Raw genomic sequence first — 25,848 nt, forward strand, 5'->3', positions numbered from 1 at the left:
TTATGAAGCTTCTCTATTCCCCCGCCTCGCCCTATGCCGCGAAGGTTCGCATGGCCGCTCGCCACCTCGACATCGACCTGGAGGTGGAGACGGTCGAGACCGCGTCGAACCCGCCTCTCCTCAGCGAGAACAATCCGCTCGGCAAGATCCCGACGCTGCTCAGGAAGAACGATACTCCGGTCTACGACAGCGTCGCGATCATGCATTATCTCGACCGGCTGTCGGGCGGGCTTCTCTATCCCCGAAAGGAGCCGAAGCGGACGGATGCCGAAGTGCTTGAAGCGCTGTGCGACGGGATGATGGACAGCCTGCTGGCCATCATCAACGAGCGCCGCAGCCGCCCGGAAGACCGGGTGCACCAGCCCTGGATCGACAAGCAATGGGGCAAGGTGGCCTGCGGGCTGGATCACCTGAACGGGAACCTGCCGAAGACCGGCAAGAAGCTCAATGGCGGCCACTTCGCCCTCGCCGCCCTGCTGAGCTACATCGATCTCAGGTTCGGCGAGAAGGACTGGCGCAACGGGCGACCGGAGCTGGCGCAGTGGCTGAAGGAGTTTTCCGGTCGGTTCGCCGCCTTCGAAGAGCTCAAAGCGGGCGCCTGAAAAGAAGAAGCCGGCGGCAGGGATGCCACCGGCTTCTTTTCCATGTCTTGAGCGACCGGCTCAGAACTTGACGCCGATACCGACCTTGACGCTGTGGTCGTCATAGCCGCTGGAAACCGACGTGCCGCCGAGATCGTAGGTGTCGCTGCCGAAGTCGGTGTAGCGATACTCGACGCGGGTGGTGATGTTGTCGGTCACCAGAGCTTCCACGCCTGCACCGACGGTGTAGCCGACGGCGGTCTTGCTGTCGGAGGCGCCGGTCGCCGTGTCGGTCAGTTCGTTGTCCTGCAGGGCGACACCTGCCGTACCGTAGATGAGGAACGGGTTCACGTCATAGCCGACACGGGCGCGGACCGAGCCGTTCCAGCCGGCTTCACCCTCGATGCCGGTACCGGCTTCCGCTTCCTCGCCGTTGTAGCCGACATCGGCCTCGAGGCCGTAGACGATCTGGCCGCTCTGCATGTTGTAGCCGCCGAAGACGCCGCCGCCGAAGGCGCCGTCGCGGTCACCTTCGAAGCGACCCCAGTCATAGGCGCCGTAGCCACCGAGATAGGCACCGCTCCAGTCCTTGACCGGCGCCGGCTGCTCATAGGCCACCGGTGCTTCCGGGATCTGGTCGACGGCATCGGCGGCATTGGCGGCCGAAATGGTGGCGAAAGTTGCGGCAGAAGCCAGCAGAGTTGCGATGAGGGTACGCATACCAAATTCTCCTTATTGCTATGCCGGGATGTGCCGCTGCGTAACTCCGCAGGACTTGTTCCCGGCCCGCTGGAGGCGAAGATGTTCGGCAAATGCGGGCAAGAAAGAGCCGAACTGTGAATTGATTGTGGCCGGCGCGTGGCGGAAAATTGATGTTGCATCGCGGCAACATGATGTTTCTTAACCATAATTTCCAGAAGCTCGTACGGACCTGCGAAGCCGGCACTTTTGCCGCCGGAAAGGTGCCGGACGTTCATCGGATATTTACCAATCCGTTCGCCCGGCGCGGGAGACGCCTCCCCGGCGAACGCCGCCGTCTTTCATTGCCGTGCCCGACGCACTACCTGTAGGACGATCCCGGAATACGATTCGAGGCCCGGCTCCATGCGCTGCATCCGTGCACCGGGGCTGCGGCTTGCGAGAGGATGGAATGAACTCAGCCAAGCTGCCGGACGGCGGCGTCCTTTACGACGAAACGGAAGAAGACGAGGATGACGGCCTTCCCCTCGATGCCGAGCCCGCACGGATGCTCGCCATCGACTGGAGCGAGGCGCTCAAGAACGAAAGCGGCCTGAAGGGCGCCGACCTCATAGCCGAATTCGTCAAGCACCTGCCGAACGCCCCCGGCGTCTACCGCATGTTCAACGAGGCGGGCGACGTGATGTATGTCGGCAAGGCGCGCAGCCTCAAGAAGCGCGTCGGCAACTACGCCCAAGGACGGGTGCATTCGAACCGCCTCTCCCGCATGGTGCGCGAGACGACGCACATGGAATTCGTCACGACGCGGACGGAGACCGAGGCGCTGCTGCTCGAGGCAAACCTCATCAAGCGGCTGCGGCCCCGCTTCAACGTGCTGCTGCGCGACGACAAGTCGTTCCCGTATATCCTGATCACCGGCGACCACCGGGCACCGGCGATCTTCAAGCATCGCGGCGCGCGCGCCCGCAAGGGTGACTATTTCGGCCCCTTCGCCTCGGCGAGCGCCGTCGGGCGGACGATCAACTCGCTGCAGCGCGCCTTCCTGCTCCGCACCTGCACCGACAGCGTCTTCGAAACGCGGACGAGGCCCTGCCTGCTCTACCAGATCAAGCGCTGTTCGGCCCCCTGCACCCACGAGATCAGCGACGAGGGATATGCGGCTCTCGTCCAGGAGGCGAAGGACTTCCTGTCCGGCAAGAGCCAGAACGTGAAGGCGGCGATTGCGGCACAGATGCAGGAAGCTTCGGAAGACCTCGACTTCGAACGTGCCGCGATCTACCGCGACCGGCTCGCCGCGCTCTCACACGTGCAGAGCCACCAGGGCATCAATCCGGCCGGAGTCGAGGAAGCAGACGTCTTTGCCATCCATCACGAAGGCGGCCTCACCTGCATCCAGGTCTTCTTCTTCCGCACCGGCCAGAACTGGGGCAACCGCGCCTATTTCCCGAAGGCCGACCCGCAGATGAGCGGGGCGGAGGTACTGAACGCCTTCCTCGCGCAATTCTACGACGACAAGCCGGTTCCGCGTCAGATCCTGCTCTCGCAACAGGTGGAGGAGCAGGAACTGCTCGCCATGGCCTTCTGCGAAAAGGCCGGGCACAGGGTGACGATCTCCGTGCCGCAGCGGGGCGAGAAGCGCGACCTCGTCGATCATGTGCTCGCCAATGCGCGGGAGGCGCACGGGCGCAAGCTTGCCGAGACATCCTCGCAGGCCCGGCTGCTTAAGGGCTTGGCGGAAACCTTCGGCCTGCCCTACGTGCCGCGTCGGATCGAGATCTACGACAACTCGCATATCATGGGCACCAATGCCGTGGGCGGGATGGTGGTGGCGGGGCCGGAAGGCTTCGTGAAGAACCAGTACCGCAAGTTCAACATCCGCTCGACCGACATCACGCCCGGCGACGACTTCGGCATGATGCGCGAAGTGATGACCCGCCGTTTCTCGCGCCTCCTCAAGGAGGAAGGCATTCCGGACCGCACGCAGGCCCGCACGGACGAGGCGGATTCTCCCTTCCCCGCCTGGCCGGACGTGATCCTGATCGACGGCGGCCAGGGGCAGATGACGGCCGTGCGCGCGATCCTCGACGAACTGGGCGTGCGCGACGTGGTGACGGCAATCGGCGTCGCCAAGGGTGTCGACCGCGACGCCGGGCGCGAGCGCTTCTTCACCGACGGCCGCAGCGATTTCTCGCTGCCGCCGCGCGACCCCGTGCTCTACTTCGTGCAGCGCATGCGCGACGAAGCCCACCGCTTCGCCATCGGTTCGCACCGGGCGCGGCGCAAGAAGGAGATGGTCAGGAACCCGCTGGACGAGATCGCCGGCATAGGCCCCGGCCGCAAGCGCAAGCTCCTGCAGCATTTCGGCACGGCAAAGGCCGTGTCGCGCGCCGGCCTCAACGACCTGATGTCGGTCGAGGGCATCTCGGAAGCGGTGGCGAAGCAGATCTATCATCACTTCCACGAGAACCGCTCCGGCTAATGTCGCAGAATGGCCTCCGATTTGCCGATCAAGGTGTTGACGGTCGCTGCCGGAAGGCTCAACTAGGAACAAATAAAAAACACAGGTCTGCCCATGTCTTCGCGCGCATATAACATCCCCAACCTGCTGACCTACGCGCGCATCGTCGCCGTGCCCATCATCGTCGTCTGCTTCTTCATCGAAGGCCGGCTGGCGAGTTCCGATTTCGCCCGCTGGACCGCACTCGTGCTGTTTGCGGTCGCCTCCATCACAGACTATCTGGACGGCTACCTGGCGCGCATCTGGAATCAGACCTCGAACATCGGCCGAATGCTCGACCCGATCGCGGACAAGCTGCTGGTCGCCTCCGTGCTGCTGCTGATGGCGGCCGACGGGACCATCGCCGGCTGGTCGATCTGGGCGGCCATCACGATCCTCTGCCGCGAGATTCTCGTCTCCGGTCTGCGGGAATACCTCGCGGCCCTGAAGGTGGCCGTACCGGTCACCCGCATCGCCAAATGGAAGACGACAATCCAGATGGTCGCGATCGCCTTCCTTCTGGCGGGGCCTGCCGGCGACAAGATCCTGCCCTATACGACCGAGATGGGGATCGCCCTGCTGTGGATCGCGGCGGTCCTGACCATCTATACCGGCTACGACTACTTCAAGGCCGGCCTCAAGCATGTGGTGGACGCGGAATGACCGTGAAGCTCGTCTACTTCGCGTGGGTGCGCGAACGGATCGGCAAGCCGGAGGAGGAGATCGAGCTTCCGGACGCCGTGAAGACGGTGCGCGATCTGCTGAGCCATCTGAAGACCCTGGGCGAGGAGTACGAGGCGGCACTCCAATATCCCGAGGTGATCCGCGTCGCGATCGATCAGGAGCATGTCGAGCACCACGAGACGATCGGCAGTGCGCGTGAGATCGGCATCTTTCCGCCGATGACCGGCGGCTGAGCCGATGCCGGTCGCGCCGCTCATCCGCGTCCAGGCGCAGGATTTCGACCTGCAGGCGGAGATCGATGCGCTCGCCGAAGGGCGGAAGGACATCGGCGCCGTCGTCACGTTCACGGGTCTCTGCCGCGACGAGCAGGGCGCGCTTTCCGCGCTGGAACTTGAGCATTATCCGGGAATGGCCGAAGCGGAGATGCGGCGGATCGCCGACCTGGCAATCGCCCGCTTCTCGCTCCTCGGCCTCACCGCCATCCACCGATACGGCAAGATCGCACCGGGCGAGAACATCGTGCTGGTGATCGCCGCGGCCCCGCACCGGCGGGCAGCCTTCGATGGCGCCAGCTTCATGATGGACTACCTGAAGACCTCCGCTCCGTTCTGGAAGAAGGAACATCGGACGGACGGATCAAGCGGGGAATGGGTTTCGGCGAAAGACGCCGATGAGCGGGCTCGGGAGAAGTGGCGCTAGGCTACCTGAAGCAAGGTCATCGCGTCACCAGACCCGGCTAATGCCGGCCCTTCGTCAAACACCTGTCGGCCGAAACGAGAGGCGCCGCAAGAGGCTCCTGAAAATCGGGAGCGGTGCCATCGAGCCTGCCCTTCTGCAGCCCCAGCGCGAACTTGCGAGGCTCGATGGGCACGATCTTCGCCACAGGCGTCCTTCCTCTTGCGATGAGGACCTCTTCGCCCGCCTTCGCAAGCTCAATCGAAGCAAGCGCTACGGCACCACCCGCTCCCGACGGCTCACCACCAGCACCGCCACCAACGCGCCGACGATGACGAGGTCCCTCCAGACGATCGGTCCATAGCCCGCCCACAGCGTCTCGGCAAAGCCGATCACGGCGGCGCCGGCCGCGGCCCGCAGCGGCCGGGCATGACCACCCGCTGCCGCGATCAGCACCACCTTCAGGCCAAAGACGAGGCCGGCGCCGAAATCCATCGTGCCGTAGTAGGAAGTAGCGAGCACACCGCAGATCGAAGCGATCACCGCAGCGACAGCATAGGCCATGGCAAAGACGGCTCCGGAATCGACGCCGCATAATTCGGCCGCGCGCGGATCGTCGGAGACCGCCCGCCATCGCCTTCCCCATCCTGCAAAGGCAAGAGCAATACCGCCGACACCCAGCAGCGCCAGCAGGATCACCACATTCAGACACTGTAGAGCGGTCAGCGTCACCGGAAAGCCATCGCCCGACCAGAGCACGACAGGTTTCCTCATCAGCGGCGGCAGCCAGAGTTCGCGGGTCTGTGCAGCGAGCCGCGCACCCTCCGTCAAGACCAGCACCAGGCCCAGTGCAGCGACGATAACGGCATTGGGCGAAACATTGGCGAGGGGCCGGATGATGAAGCGCCCGCCGATCACACCCGCCGCCACGCCCCCGCTCAGCGCGGCCAGAGCGCCGAGCGCCAGCGCAGCGGCCAGGACAAGCCGGAGTTCGTTCCAGCCGAAGTGAGCGACCAAAACGTAGAGATGGCCGGAAAAGGCGAAGATCGCCCCATAGGTTATGTCGGGGCGCCGGGTGACGGCGAAGGCTATGGCATAGCCGAAGGCAAGAGCCGCATAGAGCGCTGCCAGCGGCACGGCATTCGCAATCTGCTGGAGAAGGTAGGCCATGCCGCAGGATTCCATCCTCTCCCTAACTGGTCAAATGGATTTTAGCGGTTATAGTGCCGTCATGACATTCGCCTGGACTCCCCATCGCTTCGCAGGGGGCGCGCTGGCCCTCGACGTCGCCAACAGCGTGATCCTGCGCTCGGACCTCCAGCGCCGCGCCGACCGGTTCGCGGTGCCCGAGCAGATGGACGCCTTTTCCGTCGCCGCAGCGGAATTTTCAGCGGAGCGGGCGCTGTTTGGCGATATCCAGCCGGTGGCAGAGGCAAACCGGAACGGGTTCCTGGCGCTGCGCGAGGCGATCGATGCCTACTTCCGCCGCCGGGTGGAAGGGGATGATGACCGCCTGCTGCTCGCGGGACTGCTGCAGGCCTGCGCGAGGATGCTGAAACAAGCGGCGAGCGAGGCGACGCTCGAAGCGGCAACGGCCCGCTCGGCGCTCCGCCTGCTGGGGGAGACGGACCGCCTCAAGATCTGCGGCCATTGCGGCTGGCTGTTCCTCGACCGGAGCCGCAACCGCAGCCGGGCGTGGTGCGACATGGCCGTTTGCGGCAACCGGGTGAAGGCGAGCCGCCACTATCGGCGCAGGCGGGAGGCGGCGTCATGAGGAGGCGTCTGATGGTCGTCATGGCGGCGCTCCTCGTCCTTGCCGCCTGCCAGCGGGAGGCGGCGGATGGGGACGTCGTCGAGCTTTCCGGCAAGATCTTCGTATTCAACTACCGTGTGGCGCGGGCGACCTACCTCGTCACGCTGCGCAGGCTGGCTCCCTTGCCGGAAGGTGGCGTGACCGAGGCAAGTTTCGAGGATCCCCGCGGCGGACCGCCCCTGATGGTACGGCAGAAACTGTTTCCGGTGATGGAGAAGATCGTCCTGGAAAGCCCGCCCGTACACTGCGTGCGGAAGGGCATTCCCTATGCGGTAACGATCCGCCTCCTCGGCCCGTCGGGCGAAGAGATCCAGTCGATCGAGACAAGCCTCAAGTCGAACGTCGATCAGGACGTTCTGCCTTCGAAACCTCTTTCGCTCGGCCCGGCTTATGACGTGAACCCGCAGGTGTTCAAGCCGGACGGGTCGACCGACTTTTCATCCGGGTCCTGCCCCACATGAAAAAGCCGGCCCAGCGGCCGGCTTCTGAAGCGTATCCGACGGCAGATCAGCCGACGATTTCGGTGTCGGAGAACCAGTACTTGATTTCCTGGGCAGCGGTTTCCGGGGCGTCGGAGCCGTGCACCGAGTTTTCACCGATGGAGAGGGCGAAGGTCTTGCGGATGGTGCCTTCGGCGGCCTGTGCCGGGTTGGTGGCGCCCATGATCTCGCGGTTCTTCAGGATGGCGTTTTCACCTTCCAGGACCTGAACGACGGTCGGGCCGGAGGTCATGCCCTCGACGAGTTCGCCGAAGAAGGGGCGTTCCTTGTGGACGGCGTAGAAGCCTTCGGCTTCGCGCTTGCTCATCCAGACGCGCTTGGAAGCGACGACCCGCAGGCCATTGTCTTCGAACACCTTGGTGATGGCGCCCGTCAGATTGCGCTTGGTGGCGTCCGGCTTGATCATCGAAAACGTGCGTTCAATCGCCATCGTAAAAGTCCCTTGTTCTTCGAGAAAGTGGGCGGTGTTTACCCGCCCGTCGCTCGGGAAACAAGGGGGTTCGGCCAATTTCACGCGGCTGTCACACGCCGTCCGAGGCCGCCGTGCAGGTCCAGGCAGCGCTCGAACCACTGCATGACCGAATCGTCCTGCGCAAGCGGCGGCGGGCCGGCGGTGACGCGCATCCACTGCAGCGCGCCGAACAGGATGTAGTCGGCGAAGAGCGGCGTGTCGCCGCCGAGATAGGGCTGGAAGTGCAGCGTGCGGCGGACAGGCTCCAGCTTCGACGCGAACGCGAGGCGCTCGGCCTCGCTCTCGGCAGCGACTTCCTCGATCGGCTTGCCGAGGCGCTCCAGCCGGCTCCGGCGGAAATATGCCTGGTCCGGCTCATCCAACATGTCGTGGATGTGCAGGATCGCCATCCTGGTCACCGGCATGTGGATGATCATCTGCGAGAAGCTTTCCACGAAGCGGGACAGGCTCTTGCCGCCCTCGCCGCCGAAGAGCGTGGGCAGGTTCTGGTAGGCCTCGTCCAGGTAGAGCGCAATCTCGAAGCTGTCGCGCACCAGGCGGTCGCCGTCGCGCAGGATCGGCACCGTCTTGGAAAAGCCCTCCTCGATCGTCGGGATCGCCGTGAACGGGTACGGACGCTCCACATAGTCCAGGCCCTTGTGGGCAAGTGCCATGGAGATCTTCCAGCAATGCGGGGAAAACGGCCGGCTCTCGTCGCGGCCGCAGAGGGAATAGAGAACACGCGTCATCGAAGGCTCCGTCAGTTGCGATGGCGCAGATAGTGGTGCCCTCGCCGCAGTAAATCCAATCAGCAAATTTCATGATACCCATCATCCCGCCTGGGGGCATCGCCGGCTAAGATGTGCCGTTTCGTGCGTACAGAAACGGCCGAGACCCTGGCCGCCCGCCGGATAAAGTTCGGTGGCGGATCGCTGCGCCCAGTCCCAGCAATCAATCGAGACTCCGGAAGGGGCAGTCAACGCAGACGCAGTGAGCCAGCCCGAATCTCCTGCGGACAGATGATTTGTCACCTACGCCAATTTCCTGTTGTTCTACCAGGCATTTTCCCTTAAGCAAGATAACAACAAGGGTGACTGCATGCTCGCTGTTCTGGCCGATGATCTTACCGGGGCACTGGATGCATCAGCTCCATTCGCTGCCAGAGGAATGCATGTTGAGGTCGCCCTGACGGTCACAGCGATCGCAAGAGCCATCGAAGCAGAACCTGCCGTACTGACCGTCAATCTCGGATCACGTGAACTGGACGTGGCGCTTGCACGGGCAAGAACAGCTCAAGCTCTTGCCGCGCTGCCGCCTGCAACAAAGTTATTCAAGAAGATCGACTCGCGGCTCAAGGGGCATATCGCAGCTGAGCTCGATGTCATTCCGTTCGAAGCTGCCTTGGTCGCGCCGGCAATTCCCAACTTCGGCCGCATTGCCAAGGATGGGCACATCCAGGGATTTGGGGTGGCGAGGCCGATCTCGATAAGGAAAGCGCTGGGCCGGCACTCAGACCGATCGACAGTACCGGACACGCTGACGCAAGACAACTTGCGCGCATGGGTTGTGAAGAGCGAAGCCGCAGGCGCCAATCTGCTAGTGGGCGCCCGCGGGCTGGCCGAAGCACTAGCTGACGCGCTAGCGGGCGGGGCATCGGCGCATCTTACTGAAATTCCGCAAGGCGCGGCGCTGTTCGTGATCGGCTCACATGATCCGATTACACTTGCCCAGGTCGATGAGCTTCAACGGGCATTTGACGTCAACTACCTGCCAGCACCGAACGGAGAAATCCGGCAAGACCAAAGGAGTGGCAGCATGATCACGGTAGTGCAGGCTGTTCAAGGAGACGTAGCGGCTGATCCGCAGGTCGTGTCTCGCGCTCTTGCGAAAGCTGTGGTCCCGGAGCAGACCCAGCGGGCATCGACCCTGCTGCTGTCTGGTGGTGCAACAGCCGAAGCCGTCCTGGAGGAAATGGGAATAGACCGTTTCCGCTTGCTCGGGGAATGTCTGCCAGGGCTAGGCTTGGCTCACGCACAAGGACATTGCATCATCACGAAATCGGGGGGATTCGGTGGACCCGACACGCTGAGCCAAATTGCGGCCAGGGTTATGCAAGCGGTAGGTTGATCGATGGGACTGGCGAACGGAACTAGCCGCAAAAGCCTGAGCGATATCGTCTTCGAGCGCATCCACCGGGCAATCAAATCGGGCGCTTATCAGCCGAACGAACGTCTGCCGACAGAGCATGACCTCGCAACGGAGTTCGAGGTGTCGCGGCCCATTATCCGTGAAGCGTTGAAGCGCCTGCGAGATCAGGGGCTGATCTACTCTCGCCGGGGTGCGGGCAGCTTTGTCCGCGTCGTTGGAATGCGTGAGCCATTGGGCTTTGGACAACTCGAAAACGTAGCAGACCTTCTCAATTGCTACGAATTCCGATTGACCGTCGAGCCAGCAGCCGCTGCGGCAGCTGCAGAACGCCATGATGCGGCCACGCTCGCAGCCATCCGCCAAGCTCTAGAGCTCATGCGCGACGCAACCAACCGGCAGTCCCACCGGGAGGACGCGGACTTCCAATTCCACCTTGCTATCGCTCGGGCTTCCAAGAACAGCTATTTCTATACCGCCATGGAAGCCCTCAAGGACCACATCGCGGTGGGCATGCGTTTCCATGGCGCCTCGGTCAAACGAGAGACAAGCGGGCTTGCACGCGTCTTTCTGGAGCATGAGTCGGTTACGGAAGCGATCGCTTCCGGGGATGCGGCAAGATCAAGACAGTTGATGTACGATCATCTGACTGGCTCCCGAGATCGTCTTTTTCAGGCAACCAGGTAACCAGAAGATCCCCGGCGGTGCGGGGATCTTCTGGCGAAATCTCAAAAGGCTGCCCGGTAAATGCCGAGCACGTCTTCCACGCTCATCTCGATCGGGTTGTTGTCCATCAGCCGGCGGTTGGCGTGGGCTTCACTCGCGTAAAGCACCAGGTCGTCTGCCTTCGCGCCGTGTGCGGCGAGCGACATCTCGATGCCGAGGTCGCGGCAGAAGCCGCATGCCGCGTCGAGCAGCGCTTCTCCAGAGAGGTTCCTTCCAAGTCCCAACGCTTCGGCCACTTCCTCGGTCTTGTGCGCAGCTACTTGCTGATTGAAGGCGAGTACGTGAGGGAAGATGACGGCATTGGCCAGGCCGTGCGGCAAGCGCAGCCTCGTACCGAGCGGGTAGGCAATGGCGTGTCCGGCGGCGGTATTGACCGGACCGAGGCAGATGCCGCCATAGTAGGAGGCGAGCATCAATCCCTCGCGCGCCTCGGTGTCGGCACCGTCCTTAACCGCGCGGGCGAGATGCTTGCCGACCAGCCGGAAACCCATTCGGGCAAAACCATCGATCATCGGATGGGCGCGGCGGTTGGTGAAGGCCTCGACGCAGTGTGCCATGGCATCGACACCGGTTGCAGCGGTAACCGCGGGCGGCACGGAATAGGTGAGTTCCGGATCGAGGACTGCGAAGTCGGCGACCATGTGTGGGCTCTCGACCGCAATCTTGTTGCCCTTCTCCGGATCGGTGATCAGCGAACGAATGCCTGCCTCCGACCCCGTGCCGGCAGTGGTCGCAACCTGGGCGAGCCGCGTGCGGCGGCCGGCGACGCGGTGGGGACCCGCAACATCGGCGAGCGTCTGCTCGCTGTCCCACAGCACGGCAACGAGCTTGGCGACATCGAGTACCGACCCACCGCCGAGGCCGACGACAAGGTCGGGCTTAGAGCGTCGTGCCGTGTCCAGTGCCGCATCCAGCGTCGCGATATCCGGCTCCCCGGGTATCGCGTCAAAAACGGTCACGCGGCCCGAGAGCTTAAGCCGCTCGGCAAAGCCGGCGGTTACCGGCGTGGCGATGACAAGGATGGAGGAGGCATCCGCCCCCCAAGCCCCGACCTCGCCGACCGTGCCAACACCGACGGCAAGGCGGCGGGGTTGGTAGAGAGTGATGGGAGCAATGGTCATGGGTGCTCATCCTCGCTTGGCATTGCCAGCCACGAGCTTGCGGGCATAGGCAATTGCCGAGTTCATGTTGCCGTGATTGGCGATGCCCTTGCCGGCGATATCGAAGGCCGTGCCGTGATCGACAGATGTGCGGTCGATCGGCAGGTCGACCGACACGTTCACCGCGGTGTCGAAGGCGACGAGCTTGATCGGGATGTGGCCTTGGTCGTGATACTGCGCCACCACCAGGTCGAACGCGCCGGAATAGGCGCGGTAGAACACGGTGTCGGCAGAGATTGGGCCGTAAGCGTCTATACCCTCGGCACGTGCTGCGGCCACGGCGGGAGCAATCTGGTCGTCATCCTCCGTGCCGAAGAGACCGTTCTCGCCACAATGGGGATTGATGCCGGCGACAGCGATCTTTGGGGCGGCATAGCCGATACGCTTGAGATGGGCGTCGCCGGCGCGAATGGTCGCAAGCACGCGCTCGGTGGTCGAGCGGCGGATCGCCTCCTGTAGGGAGACATGGGTGGAGACGTGAATGACCTTCAGCCGCTCTGATGCGAGCAGCATGTAGGCCGCCTTGGACCCGGTGAGGCTGCGGAGCATACCGGTATGGCCATCATAGTGGTGACCGGCAAGGTTCAACGCCTCCTTGTTGATAGGCGCGGTGACGATGCAGCCGATCACAGCGGCTTCGGCGTCGCGCACGGCTTTTTCGATGAAGCGGAAGGCCGCATCGCCGGCGGCAGGGCTGAGATGTCCCCAAGGCAGCGGTGCCCCCTCAATGGGAAGGTCCACGACGTAAGGGGCTAAACCGATATCGATGCCGAGGACTGCGCGGGCGGCTTCCAGCGTTGCGAGATTGCCATAGATACGGATCGTCCCCCGTTCCTCGGGTGACATGCCGGCAAGCGCCCGGACGGAGATTTCCGGGCCGACGCCGCAAGGGTCTCCCATGGTTATGCCGATAATGTTGCTCATGAAAGCCTCCGTGCGTCCGCGCCGCTCCAGCCGGGGGAAAGTCGGACATATTTGATGGCGCGGCGGTGATAGGTATAGGCAAGATGCATTGCGCCATCAGGCCCTTCCAGCAGCCAGGGATAGGACATCTCCTTGTTCCGGCCGTCAGTCGAGTCGTTGGAAAGACACGTGCCCGGGCCATCCTCGATGAGGAGGCGCTCCGGGAAGGTCTTGCCGCCATCTTCCGAAAGACAAAGGGCGACCGGTGCGCGCGGCACACCCCAGACAGGGATACATCCTCCTGCCGGATCCGCATCGGGCCGGTCATCGTTCTCCCCGAGCTCGTCATAGAGCGAAGCGCGCCGGTCGGCCGATTGAGCGGCATTAACCGGATTGCAGATCATCGCGAGCCGCCCATCCTTCAGGCGACTGACAGAGATAGACGAATTATTGTTCGGTACGTCCGTGGCAGCCGGAGCCGACCAGGTACGCCCATCGTCGAGGCTTTCGGTGCGGTAGACATAGTCCGCCTGCCGACGACGGAAGAACGCGGCCAGACGTCCTTCACCGATCGGGACCGGCGACATGTGAACGCAGCCGATGGAACGGTCTACGTCGTTCAGCCGCCACGTGGCGCCTTGATCCAAGGAGACGCCCACGGCAGCCGTATCGTGGCTGCCGTTCCATTTCTGGCCGGGCCGCTGGACGCAACGAAAGATCGGCAGCAGCCAGGCACCGTCGTCGCGGATTACCACCGGCGCACGAACGAAGCATCCGCGGGGCAAGTCAAGATAACGACCTTCGGATGCAGTCAGCACCGTAGGATCTGTAGCATCGCGCCGAATTTCGATCAGGCGGATGCGGCACTCGTCCTGGTTTCCGGATGGTTGGGAGGTATGGAAGAGCCAGAGTTTGCCGTCAGGGGCGGAGAAAAGTACCGGGTTCTGCTCCGAATGCGCCGTATCGAAGCTGAGACGCTGCGGCGCCCCCCATTGCTCGCGGCCATTCGGCAGAACGGAAGCGAAGATCGAGATGTCCGATTTGCCTTCCAGCGTACCGCCAAACCAGGCACAAGCGAGCGCGCCGTCTGAAAGCAGATGCAGGAATGCAGCGTGGTTCTGGACCATCGGCGAGGACAGCAAGGCCTCGATGCGACCAGGTGCCGTGGCCTGAAGGCGGCCGTTCATGTTGCGTGCGATTTCTTCCGGGTCCATTAGGCTCCTCCTGCGTGAGGTGGAAGATCGTCAAATTCGCAGAGTTGTCAAGTTCAAGAATGTTATCTACTCGGAGAAATCAATGGTAATTCCTATCTAACTTACTGATTATATTGTATGTTTTATGATGCGGCATCAACCTTCGTCTTTACAATCCGAAACAAATTGACAAACTATCGCGAAACGTGGATGGTCTACCTGAGCTGGCGGGAGGCGCCAGCAGGGAGGGTACTGATGCCGGCATCCGGCGCCCCACGAAAGGCCACCATGGCCGTCATCTATGCAGTCGGCGCTGCAATCCTTGCAGCGGGCGACGCAGTGATCGTGCGCGCTCTCGATGGAGCCGTGCATCCGTTCGTCATCGGCTTCTTCCGAGCATTCTTCGGTGCGCTCGTCCTTCTACCGTGGATCGCCCTGCGCCCGGCAGTGTTGCGCTCGACACATCCTTTGGGCCAGCATGCGGCGCGCGCGGGTTTCAAATTGCTCGCCATGGTCGCCTTCTTCGCCGCCTTCAGTTGGGGACCGCTTGCCGACGTCACTGCCATCGCCTTCACCTCGCCCATTTTCCTCGTGTTGGGTGCCGCACTGACCCTCGGGGAACGGCCCACCCCCGCGCTGACCGGCGCCGTCATCATCGGCTTCATTGGGGCCCTCTTCGTTATCGGGCCGTCCGGTTCCGGTTTCAGCTTGGCCATTCTTCTTGCGCTTGCCGGTGCCGTACTTCAGTCGGCCATCCAACTCATTCTCAAATCCATGTCGAAGGGAGATGCGACCGGTACTCTCGTAGTCTGGAACCTCCTGCTGACGGTACCCATCGCGCTCATCCTGGCCGCTCCGTTCTGGACAATGCCCGGCTCAAAGGAACTGGGCCTTCTGGCGCTGCAAGGCGTCGTCGGCGCTGCCTGCATGGGATTGATGACCCACGCCCTTTCGCTTGCACCCGCTACGATCGTAGCTCCCGTCGACTTCCTGCGCCTGCCGCTGGTGGCGCTCGGCGGATTCGCACTGTTCGGCGAACGCATCGCCCTATCGACGCTATGCGGCGGCGGGCTCATTTGCTGCGCAGCATTGATCGCCGCACGAGCCGGAAAACCATCATCAACCTGAACGACTGTCACTAGGGAGGAAATGCCGTGAAGAAAATACTTGTCTTGAGTGCTCTTATGCTGGGATCGGCCCTGTCGCCCGCCTTTGCCGGATCCGGCCCGATCAAGATCGTGCTTCCCGAGGAAGCAGACCTGCTCGAACCCTGCATGGCGACGCGTTCCAACATCGGCCGCATCATCATGCAGAACGTCAGCGAAACTCTGACGGAGCTGGACGTCCGCGGCGACAAGGGCGTCATGCCTCGCCTTGCCGAAAAGTGGGAGCAGAACGAGGATGGCAGCTGGCGCTTCCACCTCCGCCAAGGAGTGAAGTTCTCGGACGGCAGCGGTTTCGACGCAAAAGACGTCAAGCACAGCTTCGAGCGGATCATGAGCGACAAGATTTCATGTGAGGCACGCCGCTACTTCGGCGGCATGACGGTGACGCCACAGGTCGTGGATGATTACACCATCGACTTGAAGGCTGAACCTCTCCAGCCGATCCTGCCGCTGCTCATGTCCCTGGTGACCATTGTTCCTGAGGAGACGCCATTCGAGTTCGTGCGCGAGCCGGTCGGCACCGGTCCGTACAAGCTGACCGACTGGACGCCCGGCCAGCAGATCGTACTGACGGGACGCGACGACTACTGGGGGGAAAAGCCGGAAGTTACGGAAGCGACCTATCTGTTCCGCGCCGACCCGTCCGTGCGCGCCGCCATGGTGCAGACCGGCGAAGCCGACCTTTCGCCGTCGATCTCACAGCTCGAGGCCACCAATCCGGCAACGGACTTCTCCTATCTCGACAGCGAGACGGTCTATTTGCGCATCGACCACAATATCGAACCGCTGAGCGATGTTCGCGTGCGCCGCGCGCTGAACCTAGCCATCGACCGCGAGGCCTTTCTCGGAACTCTGCTACCGGAGGGCGCGCTGCTCGCCACCGCCATCGTGCCGCCGCCGACACTGGGATGGAATCCGGACGTAAAGGTGCATCCTTTCGATCCGGAAGGCGCCAAGAAGCTTTTGGAAGAGGCCAAGGCCGACGGCGTCAAGGTGGACACGCCGATCACCATCATCGCCCGTTCGGCCAACTTTCCGAACGTCACCGAGATCATGGAAGCCATCCAGGCGCAGCTTCAGGATGTCGGTTTCCAGGTCGAGCTGAAATTCGTCGAAGTCGCCGAACACGAGCAGTACTATTCAAAGCCTTTCAAGGAGGGCCGCGGCCCCCAACTGGTTGCTGCCATGCATGACAACTCGAAGGGTGACCCATCGTTCTCGATGTTCTTCAAGTATGCTAGCGAAGGCACGCAGTCGGGCTTCTCCGACCCAAAGGTGGACGATCTGATCACCCGCGCCTCGGCCGCCGTCGGCGACGAACGGGCCAATCTGTGGAAGGAGGTCATAGCCTATGTGCATGACGAGGTTGTTGCCGACGTCCTGCTGTTCCACATGGTCGGCTTCTCCCGGGTTTCCGAGCGCCTGGACTTCAAACCGACAATGGCCACCAACAGTACGCTCCAGCTTTCGGAGATCAAGATCAAGTAAACGCCCGGCGAGCCCTCGCTCGCCGGTCACGACAGCAACCCGGCGGCGGGACGACCCTCGCTGCCGGTCTTCCCTGAGGACCCCATGCTGAAATTCGTTCGAAAACGCGCCATCGCCAGCCTCATCTCGCTGGCAGGGCTGATCGTCATGGTCTTCTTCCTTTCACGACTGACCGGCGACCCGGCCGCCCTGTTCCTTCCTGTCGAAGCTTCCGCAGAAATGAAGGACCAGTTCCGCGAACTGCATGGCCTGAACGATCCGCTGCTGGTGCAGTTCGGCCGCTATGTCGGCGATGTCCTGACGGGTGATCTCGGCGAGTCCTTGCGCAAGGCGCGCCCAGCCCTCGATGTTGTGCTCGAAGCTTTCGTCTGGACGCTCTGGCTCGCCGTCATCACGATGAGCCTGGTGGCGGGTGCCGCTGTCCTCGTCGGTTCGCTCGCCGCCTTTCGCGCCGGCGGCTTCTTCGACCGCCTTTCCTCCATCATTTCGCTGGTTGGTGCTTCCGTTCCCGATTTCTGGGTCGCTATCGTTGCGATCGTCGTCTTCTCAGTGAACCTTGCGTGGCTACCGACGTCCGGCACCGGCTCGCTATCGCACTGGATCCTGCCCATCTCGGTACTGTTCATCCGCCCGTTCGGGATCATCGTCCAAGTGGTGCGCGGGTCGATGATCAGCGCTCTTTCTTCCGCCTATGTAAAGACCGCGCGAGCAAAGGGCGTCAAATCCCGCTCAATCATATTCATCCATGCGCTTCGCAACGCCATGCTGCCGGTCATCACCGTGATCGGGGACCAGGCGGCGAGTCTGCTCAACGGTGCCGTCATCGTCGAGACGATTTTCGGTTTCCCCGGGGTTGGCAAGCTGATGATCGATTCCATCCTGCAGCGCGATTTCAACGTGGTGCTGGCCGCGATCCTCGTCACGGCGCTTGCGATCTTCCTCATGAATCTTCTGATCGACCTTGCCTATGCACTGCTCGATCCGCGCATCCGGCATTGAGGAAGCGGCAATGACCCTGCAAAGTCCCGAAACGCACCTCGCCGACGAGCCAAACTTCGCGACACGCATGTTCCGCATGCTGCTGGCTGACAAGTTCGCGCTTTGCGCGGCGGTCTTTCTTGTCCTCATCCTGATCCTCGCGATCGTCGGTCCCAACTGGCTCGGAGAGCTTGCGACCAAGCAGAACCTCCGCGGCCGCAACGCGCCCCCCTTCGACTGGGAGCGCGGCTGGGCGTGGTGGATGGGTGCAGATGCGCTCGGCCGGCCACTGCTCGCCCGCATCATCGTCGCCACGCAGAACACGCTTATGGTCGCGGCCGGTGCAGTGGCGCTTTCGGCCACCGTCGGTACGTTTCTCGGACTTGTCGCCGGGTTCTCGTCGCCAGGCGTCAATCAGGTGATCATGCGGCTGGCGGACACGATCATGTCCTTTCCCTCGCTTCTGATCGCCGTCATCGTTCTCTATATCCTCGGCTCGTCGATCCTCAACCTGATGCTGGTACTGGCGATCACGCGCATCCCAGTCTACCTGCGAACGACACGCGCCGAAGTGCTGGAAATCCGAGAACGCATGTTCGTGCAGGCGGCCCGCGTCATGGGTGCGTCGAGCAAGCGCATCCTCTTCCGCCATATTCTGCCCGTCGTATTGCCGACGCTGACCACACTCGCCACGCTCGATTTCGCGTATGTCATGCTGGCTGAAAGCGCCCTCTCCTTCCTCGGCATCGGCATCCAGCCGCCGGAAATAACTTGGGGCCTGATGATCTCGCAGGGCCGGCAGTACCTCACCAACGCATGGTGGCTGTCGTTCTGGCCGGGCCTGGCGATCATCCTCACCACCATGTCGCTCAATCTGCTTTCCAACTGGCTGCGCATCGCGCTCGATCCGGTGCAGCGCTGGCGTCTCGAAATGAAAGGTCGCAAAATTGGCTGACCATCTCCTTGAAGTCCGCGATCTCTCCGTCGAGTTCCATACCGTAGCTGGGCCGGTCCAGGCGGTGCGTCGCATTTCCTACTATCTGGACAGAGGCGAGACGCTGGCGATCCTCGGCGAGAGCGGCTCCGGCAAATCGGTCTCATCCGCGGCGATCATGAACCTCATCGATATGCCTCCCGGGCGCATCAGCTCCGGGCAAATCCTGCTCGACGGCGTCGACCTGCTCAAGCTCTCGCCGAACGAACGGCGCGCATTCAACGGCCGGCGCATCGCCATGATCTTCCAGGATCCGCTGAGCCATCTGAATCCGGTGTATACAGTCGGCTGGCAGATCCGCGAGGCACTTACCGCCCATGGGACCGATTCCGTCACCGCGGCGGCGGAAGCGCTGCGATTGCTGAAGCGCGTTGCCATCCCCGAACCGGAACGAGCGCTCGACAAGTATCCGCACGAATTCTCCGGCGGGCAGCGTCAGCGCGTGATGATTGCAATGGCGCTGGCATTGCGCCCTGATCTTCTCATCGCCGACGAGCCGACGACGGCTCTCGACGTCACCGTACAGGCCGAAGTGCTTGCCCTGCTCAAGGAGTTGCAGACGGAAACCGGCATGGGTGTGCTGATCATCACCCACGACCTCGGCGTCGTCGCGGAGATCGCCGATCGCGTCGTGGTGATGGAAAAAGGCGCGCTGGTGGAAGCAGGTACGGTACGGGAGGTCTACAAGAACCCGCAGCATCCCTATACAAGGAAGCTGATCGCCGCCGCCCCCGGCAAAGGCAAGATGCATGAGCCTGCTCCCCGCGCAGAACCCGTCCTATGCGTCCGCGACCTGCGTAAGACTTACGGTTCCTTCCAGGCACTGAAGGGCATCTCCTTCGATCTCATGCCTGGCGAAACTCTCGCCGTCGTCGGCGAGAGCGGGTCCGGCAAATCGACCCTCGCCCGCATCTTGCTGCGCCTCGACGAGCCGGACAGCGGCACGGCCCATTGGAAGGGTCGTGATCTCTTCAGCCTGTCGCCGGCGGAACTCTACAAGCTTCGCCGCGACCTCCAAATGGTGTTCCAGGATCCGACACAGTCGCTTAATCCGCGCATGACCGTCTATCAGCTCATTTCCGAGGCCTGGATCATTCATCCAGACATCTTGCCAAAGGCAAAATGGCGCGAGCGCGTCGCCGAACTACTGGTCCAGGTGGGCCTGGGCCCGGAGCATATGGGCCGCTACCCTCACCAGTTCTCCGGTGGCCAGCGCCAACGCATCGCGATCGCCCGGGCGCTGGCGCTTCAGCCGCAGTTGATCATCTGCGACGAGGCGGTTTCGGCGCTCGATGTTTCCGTGCAGGCCCAGGTCATCGCGTTGCTCGACAAGCTGCGCAAGGAGATGGGCATCACCTTCATCTTCATCGCCCATGACCTGCCGGTGGTCCGCGACTTCGCCGACCACGTGATGGTCATGCAAAGCGGCAGTATCGTCGAGTTCGGCACTGTGCGTCAGGTTTTCGAGACGCCGCGGGAAAGCTACACACGAGCACTTCTTTCCGCGGGTCTCGATCCCGATCCCGACATCCAGGCCGTCAGCCGCGCCTCCCGCCTTCAACGCACCCATTGATGGTTGCCTACCCGAGGAATCCTCCATGACACCTCAAGCCTTCGTCGCCCTCGTCACGTGCTTCCATGACGATGAGACCATCAATTATGAGGCAACGCGGGCCCAGGTCCGCCGCCAGGTCGAGGCCGGCAACAATATCATGTGCGCTGGCACCAACGGCGATTTCACCGCGCTGACGTTCGAGGAGAAAGTGCGACTGACCAAGGAGGTCGTCGACGAGGTTGGCGGGCGTGTCAAGGTCATCGTGAATGCCGGCATGCCTGCCACCTTCGAGACACTGAAGCTCGCGCGAGAATTCGACCGCATTGGAGTCGACGGCATCGCCGTCATTACACCCTTCTTCATCGCTTGCACGCAGGATGGCCTCATCCGCCATTTTTCCACTGTGGCCGATGCTGTAGAGACGCCGGTCTATCTCTATGACATTCCCGCACGTACACACAATCATATAGAGCCGGAGACTGCCCGCAGGCTCGCCGGGCACGGCAACATCGCCGGCATCAAGGACTCCGGCGGCGCCAAGGAGACCTTGGAGGCCTATCTCCAGGTGGCAAGGGACGTTGCCGGTTTTGAAGTTTATTCCGGCCCCGATCATCTCGTTCTCTGGGCTTTGCAGAATGGCGCCGCTGGCTGCATCTCCGGCCTTGGAAACACCATGCCACATGTGCTTGCCGATATCCTCAAGGCCTATAGTCGCGGCGACCTCGCAGAGGCAGAAAAGCAGCAAGCGACCTTTGCCGCCTTTCGGACGGAGCTTTACGCGTTGGGCTTTGCTCCAGCCATGGTCAAGCGTGCACTCTATTTGCAAGACGCCTCCGTTGGAGCCAGCCGTCAGCCGGCCCTGCTCCCTGATCGGGAGCAGGATCTCCTCATCGGGGAAATATTGAAGCGATACAACCTTTGTTAGCCACGGGGGCCGCGTTCGCGCGCACCGCAGGGGAAGGTCTGCATGGCCGGACCGGCACGATGCCTGGCGGAACCGCACGAATGCAGTTCGCTCGTCACATTTGCTTCTGTGCAGACCTTCATCCACGCCCCTCCGCCGGTGAGCCAAGATCCGCGGGGTGGCGGATCTCAACCAGGACCTTGCGGCGCAGCGCGCTGCAGAGTTCGGCCTTTCCGCCCGGACCGTCAGCGAACTGCTTGCCGATCCCGCAATCGAAATCATCGTCAACCTGACGGTGCCGAAGGCGCATGTGGCGGTTGCCATGCAGGCGCTCGAGGCCGGCAAGCACACCTATTCGGAAAAGCCGCTGGGCATCGACTTCAAGGAGGGTCTGGCATTGGCGGAGGCGGCCCGTGCCAAGGGGCTGCGCATCGGTGCAGCGCCGGACACCTTCCTTGGCGGCTCGCACCAGACGGCCCGCGCCATCGTGGATTCCGGCGTGCTCGGTACTCCCGTCGGCGGAACGGCGACCTTCATGTGCCCCGGCCACGAGCGATGGCACCCCAATCCCGACTTCTACTACGAAGTCGGCGGCGGCCCGATGCTGGACATGGGGCCCTACTACATTACCGATCTCGTCAACCTGCTGGGGCCGGTTGCGCAGGTGGCAGGCTTCGCGATCTCGCCGCGCAAGGAACGGCTGATCACCAGCGAGCCGCGCAACGGGGAGCCGATTCCGGTCCACGTTCCGACCCACGTCGCGGGTGTCATGGCCTTCCAATGCGGCGCCGTGGTGCAGATCGGCATGAGCTTCGACGTCGCGGGGCACAAGCATGTGCCACTGGAACTCTACGGGACGGAGGGAACGCTGATCGTTCCCGATCCGAACCACTTCGGCGGCCAGATCGAGTTCCTCAAGAAGGGTGGCAGCTTCGAACCGCAGGAAACGACACAGCCCTATGCCGACGCCAACTACCGTTCCATCGGGGTTGCCGATCTTGCCCATGCGCTGCGCTCCGACCGGCCGCACCGCGCCAATGGCGATCTGGCGCTCCACGTCCTGGAGGTGATGGAGGCCTTCGAGCGCGCGGCGGAAACCGGCACCACTATCAGGATCGAAACAAAGACGGAGCGGCCGGCACCCCTGTCGGTTTCGCTTCAAGACGGGCGACTGGCCCGTTGACAGAACAGGAGGACAGAAGAATGCGGGAAGCCTTGATCGTCTGGGGTGGCTGGAGCGGCCATGAACCGGAACAATGCGCCGAAATCATCCGGGACATGCTGCAGCAGGACGGCTTCAAGGTCTATGTGGAGCGCAGTACCGAAGCCTTTGCAGATCCCTCGATCCACGATCTTTCGCTGATCGTCCCGATCATGACGATGTCGAAGATCGAGAAGGAAGAGGCGAAGAACCTCGCGGCAGCAATCGAGAACGGCGTTGGCCTGGCGGGCTATCACGGTGGTGCGGGCGACGCCTTCCGCGAATGCGTCGAATACCAGTTCATCGTCGGCGGCCAGTGGGTCGCCCATCCGGGCAACATCATCGATTATACCGTCAACATCACCCGGCCCGACGACCCGCTGATGGAGGGAATCTCCGACTTCCCATACCACTCGGAACAGTACTACTTGCATCTCGACCCCTCCAACGAGGTGCTGGCCACCACCACTTTCACCGACGAGCATGCCTGGTGGATCAACGGCGTGGTGATGCCTGTGGTTTGGAAGCGGCAGTACGGCAAGGGCCGCGTCTTCTACTCGTCCCTTGGCCATGTCGCAGAGGAGTTCAACGTCCCGCAGATGCGCGAGATCTACCGCCGCGGCGCCAACTGGGCCGCGCGTTGACCATGGCATTCGGGGCAAGCCGGCCGCTGTTGAACGTCTCCGAGAACGACGGCGGATCAGGTGAGCCTTACTGTGATGCCGGAGGGGGTAAATGCGGTTTAGTGCTGGCAGGTATCTTGAGCCTGGAGTTAGAAGGCATAAGCTTCGAGATCCACGCGGGAAGCAGTTTCGCCTTCCCCGCAACCAGCTCGGTGCGCTTCTGGACGATCGGCGATAGCCTGTGTGAAGTGATCTGCGTTGTTGCCCCTGCGACCGTTTGAGTTGGCGAAGTTGCAGGCGGCCGATTCGACCTGGTCGCAGTAAATGCATTGGTGGCGGTTGAGCGTCCACCACCCACTTTAATCCTTTAACCAGTTGAGATCGGCCAGTGGCAAGGGAGACGCGATGTCTCCTTCGGTATCTTGCATGGCAAAGGATTGTCGAGTCCGCAATAGGGAGAGTAGGCGCTACATCGCTTGGGCAGGCCGGCGCCTTGGCTTCTACCAGTTCGGCCAAGCATCGCCGCGGACGCATATTGCCTTGCCGGACAAGATCGGCCAAAACCCGCGCCATGATCACCATCACCGACGTTTCCGCCCGCATTGCCGGTCGCCTGCTTCTCGACCATGCCAGCGTCAGCCTCCCGGCGGGCGCCAAGGTTGGGCTCGTCGGCCGCAATGGAGCCGGCAAGTCGACGCTGTTTCGCGTCATCACCGGCGATCTCGCCGCCGAAACCGGGTCCGTCTCGATCCCGAGGAACGCGCGCATCGGCCAGGTGGCGCAGGAGGCCCCGGGCACGGAGCAGCCGCTGATCGAGATCGTGCTGGCCGCCGACAAGGAGCGCGCCGCGCTGATGCGTGAGGCGGAGACGGCCACCGATCCCCACCGCATCGCGGAGATCCAGACGCGGCTCGTCGACATCGACGCGCATTCGGCCGAGGCGCGGGCCGCGAGCATCCTTGCAGGGCTCGGCTTCGACCACGAGGCGCAGGCGCGGCCGGCCTCCTCCTTCTCCGGCGGCTGGCGGATGCGGGTGGCGCTTGCCGCCGTGCTGTTTTCCCAGCCGGACCTGCTGCTTCTCGACGAGCCAACCAACTATCTCGACCTCGAAGGGACGATGTGGCTCGAGGATTATGTCCGCCGCTATCCCTACACCGTCATCATCATCAGCCACGACCGCGACCTTCTCAACAATGCGGTGAACGCGATCGTCCATCTCGACCAGAAGAAGCTGACCTTCTATCGCGGCGGCTATGACCAGTTCGAGCGGCAGAAGGCGGAGGCAGACGAGTTGCAGATGAAGGCGCGCGCCAAGAACGAGGCGGCGCGCAAGCACCTGCAGAGCTTCATCGACCGCTTCAAGGCGAAGGCCTCGAAGGCCAAGCAGGCGCAGAGCCGCGTCAAGGCGCTGGAGCGGATGGGCACGGTCGCCGCGGTGATCGAGGATCATGTCCAGCCGATCACCTTTCCGAAGCCGGAGAAGCAGCCCGCCTCGCCGATCGTCGCCATCAGCGGCGGCGCCGTCGGCTACGAGCCGGGTAGACCGATCCTGAAGGGCATCAGTCTGAGAATCGACAACGACGACCGCATCGCCCTGCTCGGCTCGAACGGCAACGGCAAGTCCACCTTCGCCAAGCTGATCGCCGGCCGGCTGTCGCTGCAGGCGGGCGAGATGAAGCAGGCGCCGAACCTCTCTGTCGGCTTCTTCGCGCAACACCAGCTCGACGACCTCATCCCGAACGAAACGCCGGTCGACCATGTCCGGCGGCTGATGCCGCAGGCAGCGGAAGCACAGGTGCGGGCACGCGTGGCGCAGATGGGGCTGGCGACGGAGAAGATGGCGACCGCGGCCAAGGACCTCTCCGGCGGGGAGAAGGCACGCCTCCTGATGGGGCTTGCCGCCTTCCATGCGCCGAACCTCCTCATCCTCGACGAGCCCACCAACCATCTCGACATCGACAGCCGCCGGGCGCTGATCGAGGCGCTCAACGACTACGAGGGCGCCGTCATCCTGATCTCCCACGACCGGTATCTGATCGAGGCGACGGTGGACCGGCTGTGGCTGGTGAACGACGGGACGGTGAAGCCGTTCGAAGGCGACATGGAGGAATACCGCGACCTGATCGTCGCCGCCGGACGCAAGAAGGAGGAGAGGCCGCAAGGCTCCTCCGACGAACCGGCGAACAAGGCCGAGCAGCGGAAAGCCAATGCCGAGAAGCGGGCATCACTCGCGCCGCTCAAGAAAAAGATCAACGAGATCGAATCCTTGACCGCAAAGCTTGAGAGGCTGATTCAGCAGCTTGATGCAGAACTTGCAGATCCTGCACTGTACGAGAAGGCGCCGGCAAAGGCGGCCGAGAAGGCCAAGCAACGGGGCGAGACCGCGGCGAAGCTGGCAAGCGCCGAAGAACAGTGGCTGGAGCTTTCGGCCAAATACGAAGAGGCGATGGCAGGCTGAAGCCTCACGCCTTCTTCACCCAGCGGCCTTCCGGGGACTGCTGCCAATAGGTGAGCGTGTGTCCCTCGCCCTTCAGCCTCTTCCACTGGCTTCGCGCGTTTTCCACCTGTTCGGTGTCGTAACCGTCGAACATGAACACGACGCGCTCGTAAGGATCGAGCGGCGGCGGCTCGGCTCCGTCCACGACGAAGCGGACGGTGGCCTCGTTGACATTGCCCGGGCCGGCGGTGAGCAATACGGGCTGCAGGCCGATATGCTCGCCCGCATCGGTGCCATGTGGCAGGAAGCTGTCCTCACGATAGGTCCAGAGATGGGCGTCGAGGCTGTCGCGGCGCGCTTCCTCATTCGTCTGCACCACCACCCGCCAGCCGCGCTCGACGCTTTTCTCCAGAAGCGCCGGCAGCGCATCCTCCAGCTTCGATTCCGTCAGGTGGTAGAACAGCACTTCGGTCAT

Annotated in this window: 27 protein-coding genes and 1 pseudogene; 19 read left to right on the forward strand and 9 right to left on the reverse strand. The window is 62.9% G+C overall.

Annotation, left to right across the window (positions count from 1 at the left end; genetic code table 11):
* The first annotated feature begins 2 nt into the window (after positions 1–2).
* Entirely contained in the window at positions 3–602 is a 600-nt protein-coding gene (locus tag RTCK_RS07270; protein WP_142521142.1) for a glutathione S-transferase, read from the forward strand.
* 60 nt (positions 603–662) lie between these two features.
* Here RTCK_RS07270 and RTCK_RS07275 read toward each other — a convergent pair whose 3' ends face one another.
* Positions 663–1,301 (reverse strand): outer membrane protein, encoded by a 639-nt coding sequence (locus RTCK_RS07275; protein WP_142521143.1) that lies wholly within the window; start codon positions 1,299–1,301, stop codon positions 663–665.
* 430 nt (positions 1,302–1,731) lie between these two features.
* On the opposite strand from RTCK_RS07275, the gene uvrC reads away from it, so the two are divergent.
* From uvrC to RTCK_RS07295, 4 genes are all read left to right on the forward strand, one after another.
* A complete protein-coding gene (gene uvrC / locus RTCK_RS07280) occupies positions 1,732–3,759 on the forward strand; it encodes an excinuclease ABC subunit UvrC (protein ID WP_142521144.1) in 2,028 nt (675 codons plus the stop codon).
* 93 nt (positions 3,760–3,852) lie between these two features.
* Positions 3,853–4,440, forward strand: a complete 588-nt coding sequence (gene pgsA / locus RTCK_RS07285; RefSeq protein ID WP_142521145.1) for a CDP-diacylglycerol--glycerol-3-phosphate 3-phosphatidyltransferase — start codon at positions 3,853–3,855, stop codon at positions 4,438–4,440.
* Complete coding sequence (gene moaD / locus RTCK_RS07290; RefSeq protein ID WP_142521146.1) at positions 4,437–4,694, forward strand: molybdopterin converting factor subunit 1; 258 nt, start codon at positions 4,437–4,439, stop codon at positions 4,692–4,694. The genes pgsA and moaD overlap by 4 nt, the downstream gene beginning before the upstream one ends.
* Positions 4,695–4,698: 4 nt before the next feature.
* Positions 4,699–5,160: a molybdenum cofactor biosynthesis protein MoaE gene (locus tag RTCK_RS07295; protein ID WP_142521147.1), complete on the forward strand. Its 462-nt coding sequence runs from the start codon at positions 4,699–4,701 to the stop codon at positions 5,158–5,160.
* Between the two features lie 37 nt (positions 5,161–5,197).
* On the opposite strand, the gene RTCK_RS07300 is transcribed toward RTCK_RS07295, so the two are convergent.
* Positions 5,198–5,344 (reverse strand): hypothetical protein, encoded by a 147-nt coding sequence (locus RTCK_RS07300; RefSeq protein ID WP_408004509.1) that lies wholly within the window; start codon positions 5,342–5,344, stop codon positions 5,198–5,200.
* A 65-nt stretch (positions 5,345–5,409) separates the two neighbouring features.
* Positions 5,410–6,306 (reverse strand): branched-chain amino acid ABC transporter permease, encoded by an 897-nt coding sequence (locus tag RTCK_RS07305; protein WP_142521148.1) that lies wholly within the window; start codon positions 6,304–6,306, stop codon positions 5,410–5,412.
* A 61-nt stretch (positions 6,307–6,367) separates the two neighbouring features.
* On the opposite strand from RTCK_RS07305, the gene RTCK_RS07310 reads away from it, so the two are divergent.
* Both RTCK_RS07310 and RTCK_RS07315 read left to right on the forward strand, forming a co-directional pair.
* Positions 6,368–6,910 (forward strand): CGNR zinc finger domain-containing protein, encoded by a 543-nt coding sequence (locus RTCK_RS07310; RefSeq protein WP_142592313.1) that lies wholly within the window; start codon positions 6,368–6,370, stop codon positions 6,908–6,910.
* Positions 6,907–7,410 (forward strand): hypothetical protein, encoded by a 504-nt coding sequence (locus RTCK_RS07315; RefSeq protein ID WP_142592314.1) that lies wholly within the window; start codon positions 6,907–6,909, stop codon positions 7,408–7,410. Before RTCK_RS07310 ends, RTCK_RS07315 begins: the two co-directional genes overlap by 4 nt.
* A 46-nt stretch (positions 7,411–7,456) precedes the next feature.
* On the opposite strand, the gene ndk is transcribed toward RTCK_RS07315, so the two are convergent.
* A complete protein-coding gene (gene ndk / locus RTCK_RS07320) occupies positions 7,457–7,879 on the reverse strand; it encodes a nucleoside-diphosphate kinase (protein ID WP_142521150.1) in 423 nt (140 codons plus the stop codon).
* A gap of 80 nt (positions 7,880–7,959) precedes the next feature.
* Positions 7,960–8,649, reverse strand: coding sequence for a glutathione S-transferase family protein (locus RTCK_RS07325; RefSeq protein ID WP_142592315.1), 690 nt, complete (start codon positions 8,647–8,649; stop codon positions 7,960–7,962).
* Positions 8,650–8,998: 349 nt separating this feature from the next.
* Between RTCK_RS07325 and RTCK_RS07330 the strand changes: the two genes are divergently transcribed.
* Positions 8,999–10,027: a four-carbon acid sugar kinase family protein gene (locus tag RTCK_RS07330; protein WP_142592425.1), complete on the forward strand. Its 1,029-nt coding sequence runs from the start codon at positions 8,999–9,001 to the stop codon at positions 10,025–10,027.
* Between the two features lie 3 nt (positions 10,028–10,030).
* Entirely contained in the window at positions 10,031–10,732 is a 702-nt protein-coding gene (locus RTCK_RS07335) for a FadR/GntR family transcriptional regulator (RefSeq protein ID WP_142521153.1), read from the forward strand.
* A 41-nt stretch (positions 10,733–10,773) separates the two neighbouring features.
* Here the strand turns inward: RTCK_RS07335 and RTCK_RS07340 are convergent, their stop codons facing one another.
* The 3 genes from RTCK_RS07340 to RTCK_RS07350 are packed head-to-tail and all read right to left on the reverse strand — an operon-like array spanning position 10,774 to position 14,048.
* On the reverse strand, positions 10,774–11,892 hold the full coding sequence (locus tag RTCK_RS07340) for an iron-containing alcohol dehydrogenase (protein WP_142592316.1): 1,119 nt from the start codon (positions 11,890–11,892) through the stop codon (positions 10,774–10,776).
* A gap of 6 nt (positions 11,893–11,898) precedes the next feature.
* Positions 11,899–12,855, reverse strand: coding sequence for a 4-hydroxythreonine-4-phosphate dehydrogenase PdxA (gene pdxA / locus RTCK_RS07345; protein ID WP_142592317.1), 957 nt, complete (start codon positions 12,853–12,855; stop codon positions 11,899–11,901).
* Complete coding sequence (locus tag RTCK_RS07350) at positions 12,852–14,048, reverse strand: sialidase family protein (protein ID WP_142592318.1); 1,197 nt, start codon at positions 14,046–14,048, stop codon at positions 12,852–12,854. The genes pdxA and RTCK_RS07350 overlap by 4 nt, the downstream gene beginning before the upstream one ends.
* Positions 14,049–14,282: 234 nt before the next feature.
* Between RTCK_RS07350 and RTCK_RS07355 the strand changes: the two genes are divergently transcribed.
* The 10 genes and pseudogenes from RTCK_RS07355 to RTCK_RS07400 all read left to right on the forward strand — a co-directional run bounded on the left by RTCK_RS07355 (position 14,283) and on the right by RTCK_RS07400 (position 25,394).
* Entirely contained in the window at positions 14,283–15,155 is an 873-nt protein-coding gene (locus tag RTCK_RS07355) for a DMT family transporter (protein WP_142592319.1), read from the forward strand.
* 56 nt (positions 15,156–15,211) lie between these two features.
* Positions 15,212–16,681 (forward strand): ABC transporter substrate-binding protein, encoded by a 1,470-nt coding sequence (locus RTCK_RS07360; protein WP_408004514.1) that lies wholly within the window; start codon positions 15,212–15,214, stop codon positions 16,679–16,681.
* An 84-nt stretch (positions 16,682–16,765) separates the two neighbouring features.
* Complete coding sequence (locus RTCK_RS07365; RefSeq protein WP_142592321.1) at positions 16,766–17,680, forward strand: ABC transporter permease; 915 nt, start codon at positions 16,766–16,768, stop codon at positions 17,678–17,680.
* Between the two features lie 10 nt (positions 17,681–17,690).
* The gene (locus RTCK_RS07370; protein ID WP_142592322.1) at positions 17,691–18,614 is read left to right on the forward strand and encodes an ABC transporter permease; all 924 of its coding nucleotides are present in this window, start codon (positions 17,691–17,693) and stop codon (positions 18,612–18,614) included.
* Positions 18,607–20,226, forward strand: coding sequence for an ABC transporter ATP-binding protein (locus RTCK_RS07375; protein WP_142592323.1), 1,620 nt, complete (start codon positions 18,607–18,609; stop codon positions 20,224–20,226). The genes RTCK_RS07370 and RTCK_RS07375 overlap by 8 nt, the downstream gene beginning before the upstream one ends.
* A 25-nt stretch (positions 20,227–20,251) precedes the next feature.
* On the forward strand, positions 20,252–21,133 hold the full coding sequence (locus RTCK_RS07380; protein WP_142521162.1) for a dihydrodipicolinate synthase family protein: 882 nt from the start codon (positions 20,252–20,254) through the stop codon (positions 21,131–21,133).
* A 148-nt stretch (positions 21,134–21,281) separates the two neighbouring features.
* Positions 21,282–22,295, forward strand: a pseudogene (locus RTCK_RS07385) (Gfo/Idh/MocA family protein); the annotation flags it as partial.
* 20 nt (positions 22,296–22,315) lie between these two features.
* Positions 22,316–22,957 (forward strand): ThuA domain-containing protein, encoded by a 642-nt coding sequence (locus RTCK_RS07390; RefSeq protein ID WP_142592325.1) that lies wholly within the window; start codon positions 22,316–22,318, stop codon positions 22,955–22,957.
* Complete coding sequence (locus RTCK_RS07395; protein WP_142592326.1) at positions 22,954–23,217, forward strand: cupin domain-containing protein; 264 nt, start codon at positions 22,954–22,956, stop codon at positions 23,215–23,217. Before RTCK_RS07390 ends, RTCK_RS07395 begins: the two co-directional genes overlap by 4 nt.
* Before the next feature lie 290 nt (positions 23,218–23,507).
* Entirely contained in the window at positions 23,508–25,394 is a 1,887-nt protein-coding gene (locus tag RTCK_RS07400; RefSeq protein ID WP_142592327.1) for an ABC-F family ATP-binding cassette domain-containing protein, read from the forward strand.
* 4 nt (positions 25,395–25,398) lie between these two features.
* Here RTCK_RS07400 and RTCK_RS07405 read toward each other — a convergent pair whose 3' ends face one another.
* A complete protein-coding gene (locus tag RTCK_RS07405; protein WP_142521166.1) occupies positions 25,399–25,848 on the reverse strand; it encodes a DNA polymerase III subunit chi in 450 nt (149 codons plus the stop codon).

Origin of the sequence: Pseudorhizobium endolithicum (assembly GCF_902153245.2) — a bacterium.
In the GTDB taxonomy this organism is placed as follows: Bacteria; Pseudomonadota; Alphaproteobacteria; order Rhizobiales; family Rhizobiaceae; genus Neorhizobium; species Neorhizobium endolithicum.

Bases quoted from the DNA above. Each gene is read 5' to 3' on its own strand.
- RTCK_RS07400 (WP_142592327.1), top strand. From the start codon at position 23,508: ATGATCACCATCACCGACGTTTCCGCCCGCATTGCCGGTCGCCTGCTT.
- RTCK_RS07325 (WP_142592315.1), bottom strand. From the start codon at position 8,649: ATGACGCGTGTTCTCTATTCCCTCTGCGGCCGCGACGAGAGCCGGCCG.
- RTCK_RS07380 (WP_142521162.1), top strand. From the start codon at position 20,252: ATGACACCTCAAGCCTTCGTCGCCCTCGTCACGTGCTTCCATGACGAT.
- RTCK_RS07310 (WP_142592313.1), top strand. From the start codon at position 6,368: ATGACATTCGCCTGGACTCCCCATCGCTTCGCAGGGGGCGCGCTGGCC.
- RTCK_RS07365 (WP_142592321.1), top strand. From the start codon at position 16,766: ATGCTGAAATTCGTTCGAAAACGCGCCATCGCCAGCCTCATCTCGCTG.
- pdxA (WP_142592317.1), bottom strand. From the start codon at position 12,855: ATGAGCAACATTATCGGCATAACCATGGGAGACCCTTGCGGCGTCGGC.
- RTCK_RS07335 (WP_142521153.1), top strand. From the start codon at position 10,031: ATGGGACTGGCGAACGGAACTAGCCGCAAAAGCCTGAGCGATATCGTC.
- RTCK_RS07270 (WP_142521142.1), top strand. From the start codon at position 3: ATGAAGCTTCTCTATTCCCCCGCCTCGCCCTATGCCGCGAAGGTTCGC.
- RTCK_RS07405 (WP_142521166.1), bottom strand. From the start codon at position 25,848: ATGACCGAAGTGCTGTTCTACCACCTGACGGAATCGAAGCTGGAGGAT.
- moaD (WP_142521146.1), top strand. From the start codon at position 4,437: ATGACCGTGAAGCTCGTCTACTTCGCGTGGGTGCGCGAACGGATCGGC.
- RTCK_RS07275 (WP_142521143.1), bottom strand. From the start codon at position 1,301: ATGCGTACCCTCATCGCAACTCTGCTGGCTTCTGCCGCAACTTTCGCC.
- RTCK_RS07360 (WP_408004514.1), top strand. From the start codon at position 15,212: ATGCTGGGATCGGCCCTGTCGCCCGCCTTTGCCGGATCCGGCCCGATC.
- RTCK_RS07305 (WP_142521148.1), bottom strand. From the start codon at position 6,306: ATGGCCTACCTTCTCCAGCAGATTGCGAATGCCGTGCCGCTGGCAGCG.
- pgsA (WP_142521145.1), top strand. From the start codon at position 3,853: ATGTCTTCGCGCGCATATAACATCCCCAACCTGCTGACCTACGCGCGC.
- RTCK_RS07350 (WP_142592318.1), bottom strand. From the start codon at position 14,048: ATGGACCCGGAAGAAATCGCACGCAACATGAACGGCCGCCTTCAGGCC.
- RTCK_RS07295 (WP_142521147.1), top strand. From the start codon at position 4,699: ATGCCGGTCGCGCCGCTCATCCGCGTCCAGGCGCAGGATTTCGACCTG.
- RTCK_RS07315 (WP_142592314.1), top strand. From the start codon at position 6,907: ATGAGGAGGCGTCTGATGGTCGTCATGGCGGCGCTCCTCGTCCTTGCC.
- RTCK_RS07355 (WP_142592319.1), top strand. From the start codon at position 14,283: ATGCCGGCATCCGGCGCCCCACGAAAGGCCACCATGGCCGTCATCTAT.
- RTCK_RS07370 (WP_142592322.1), top strand. From the start codon at position 17,691: ATGACCCTGCAAAGTCCCGAAACGCACCTCGCCGACGAGCCAAACTTC.
- RTCK_RS07330 (WP_142592425.1), top strand. From the start codon at position 8,999: ATGCTCGCTGTTCTGGCCGATGATCTTACCGGGGCACTGGATGCATCA.
- ndk (WP_142521150.1), bottom strand. From the start codon at position 7,879: ATGGCGATTGAACGCACGTTTTCGATGATCAAGCCGGACGCCACCAAG.
- RTCK_RS07340 (WP_142592316.1), bottom strand. From the start codon at position 11,892: ATGACCATTGCTCCCATCACTCTCTACCAACCCCGCCGCCTTGCCGTC.
- uvrC (WP_142521144.1), top strand. From the start codon at position 1,732: ATGAACTCAGCCAAGCTGCCGGACGGCGGCGTCCTTTACGACGAAACG.
- RTCK_RS07390 (WP_142592325.1), top strand. From the start codon at position 22,316: ATGCGGGAAGCCTTGATCGTCTGGGGTGGCTGGAGCGGCCATGAACCG.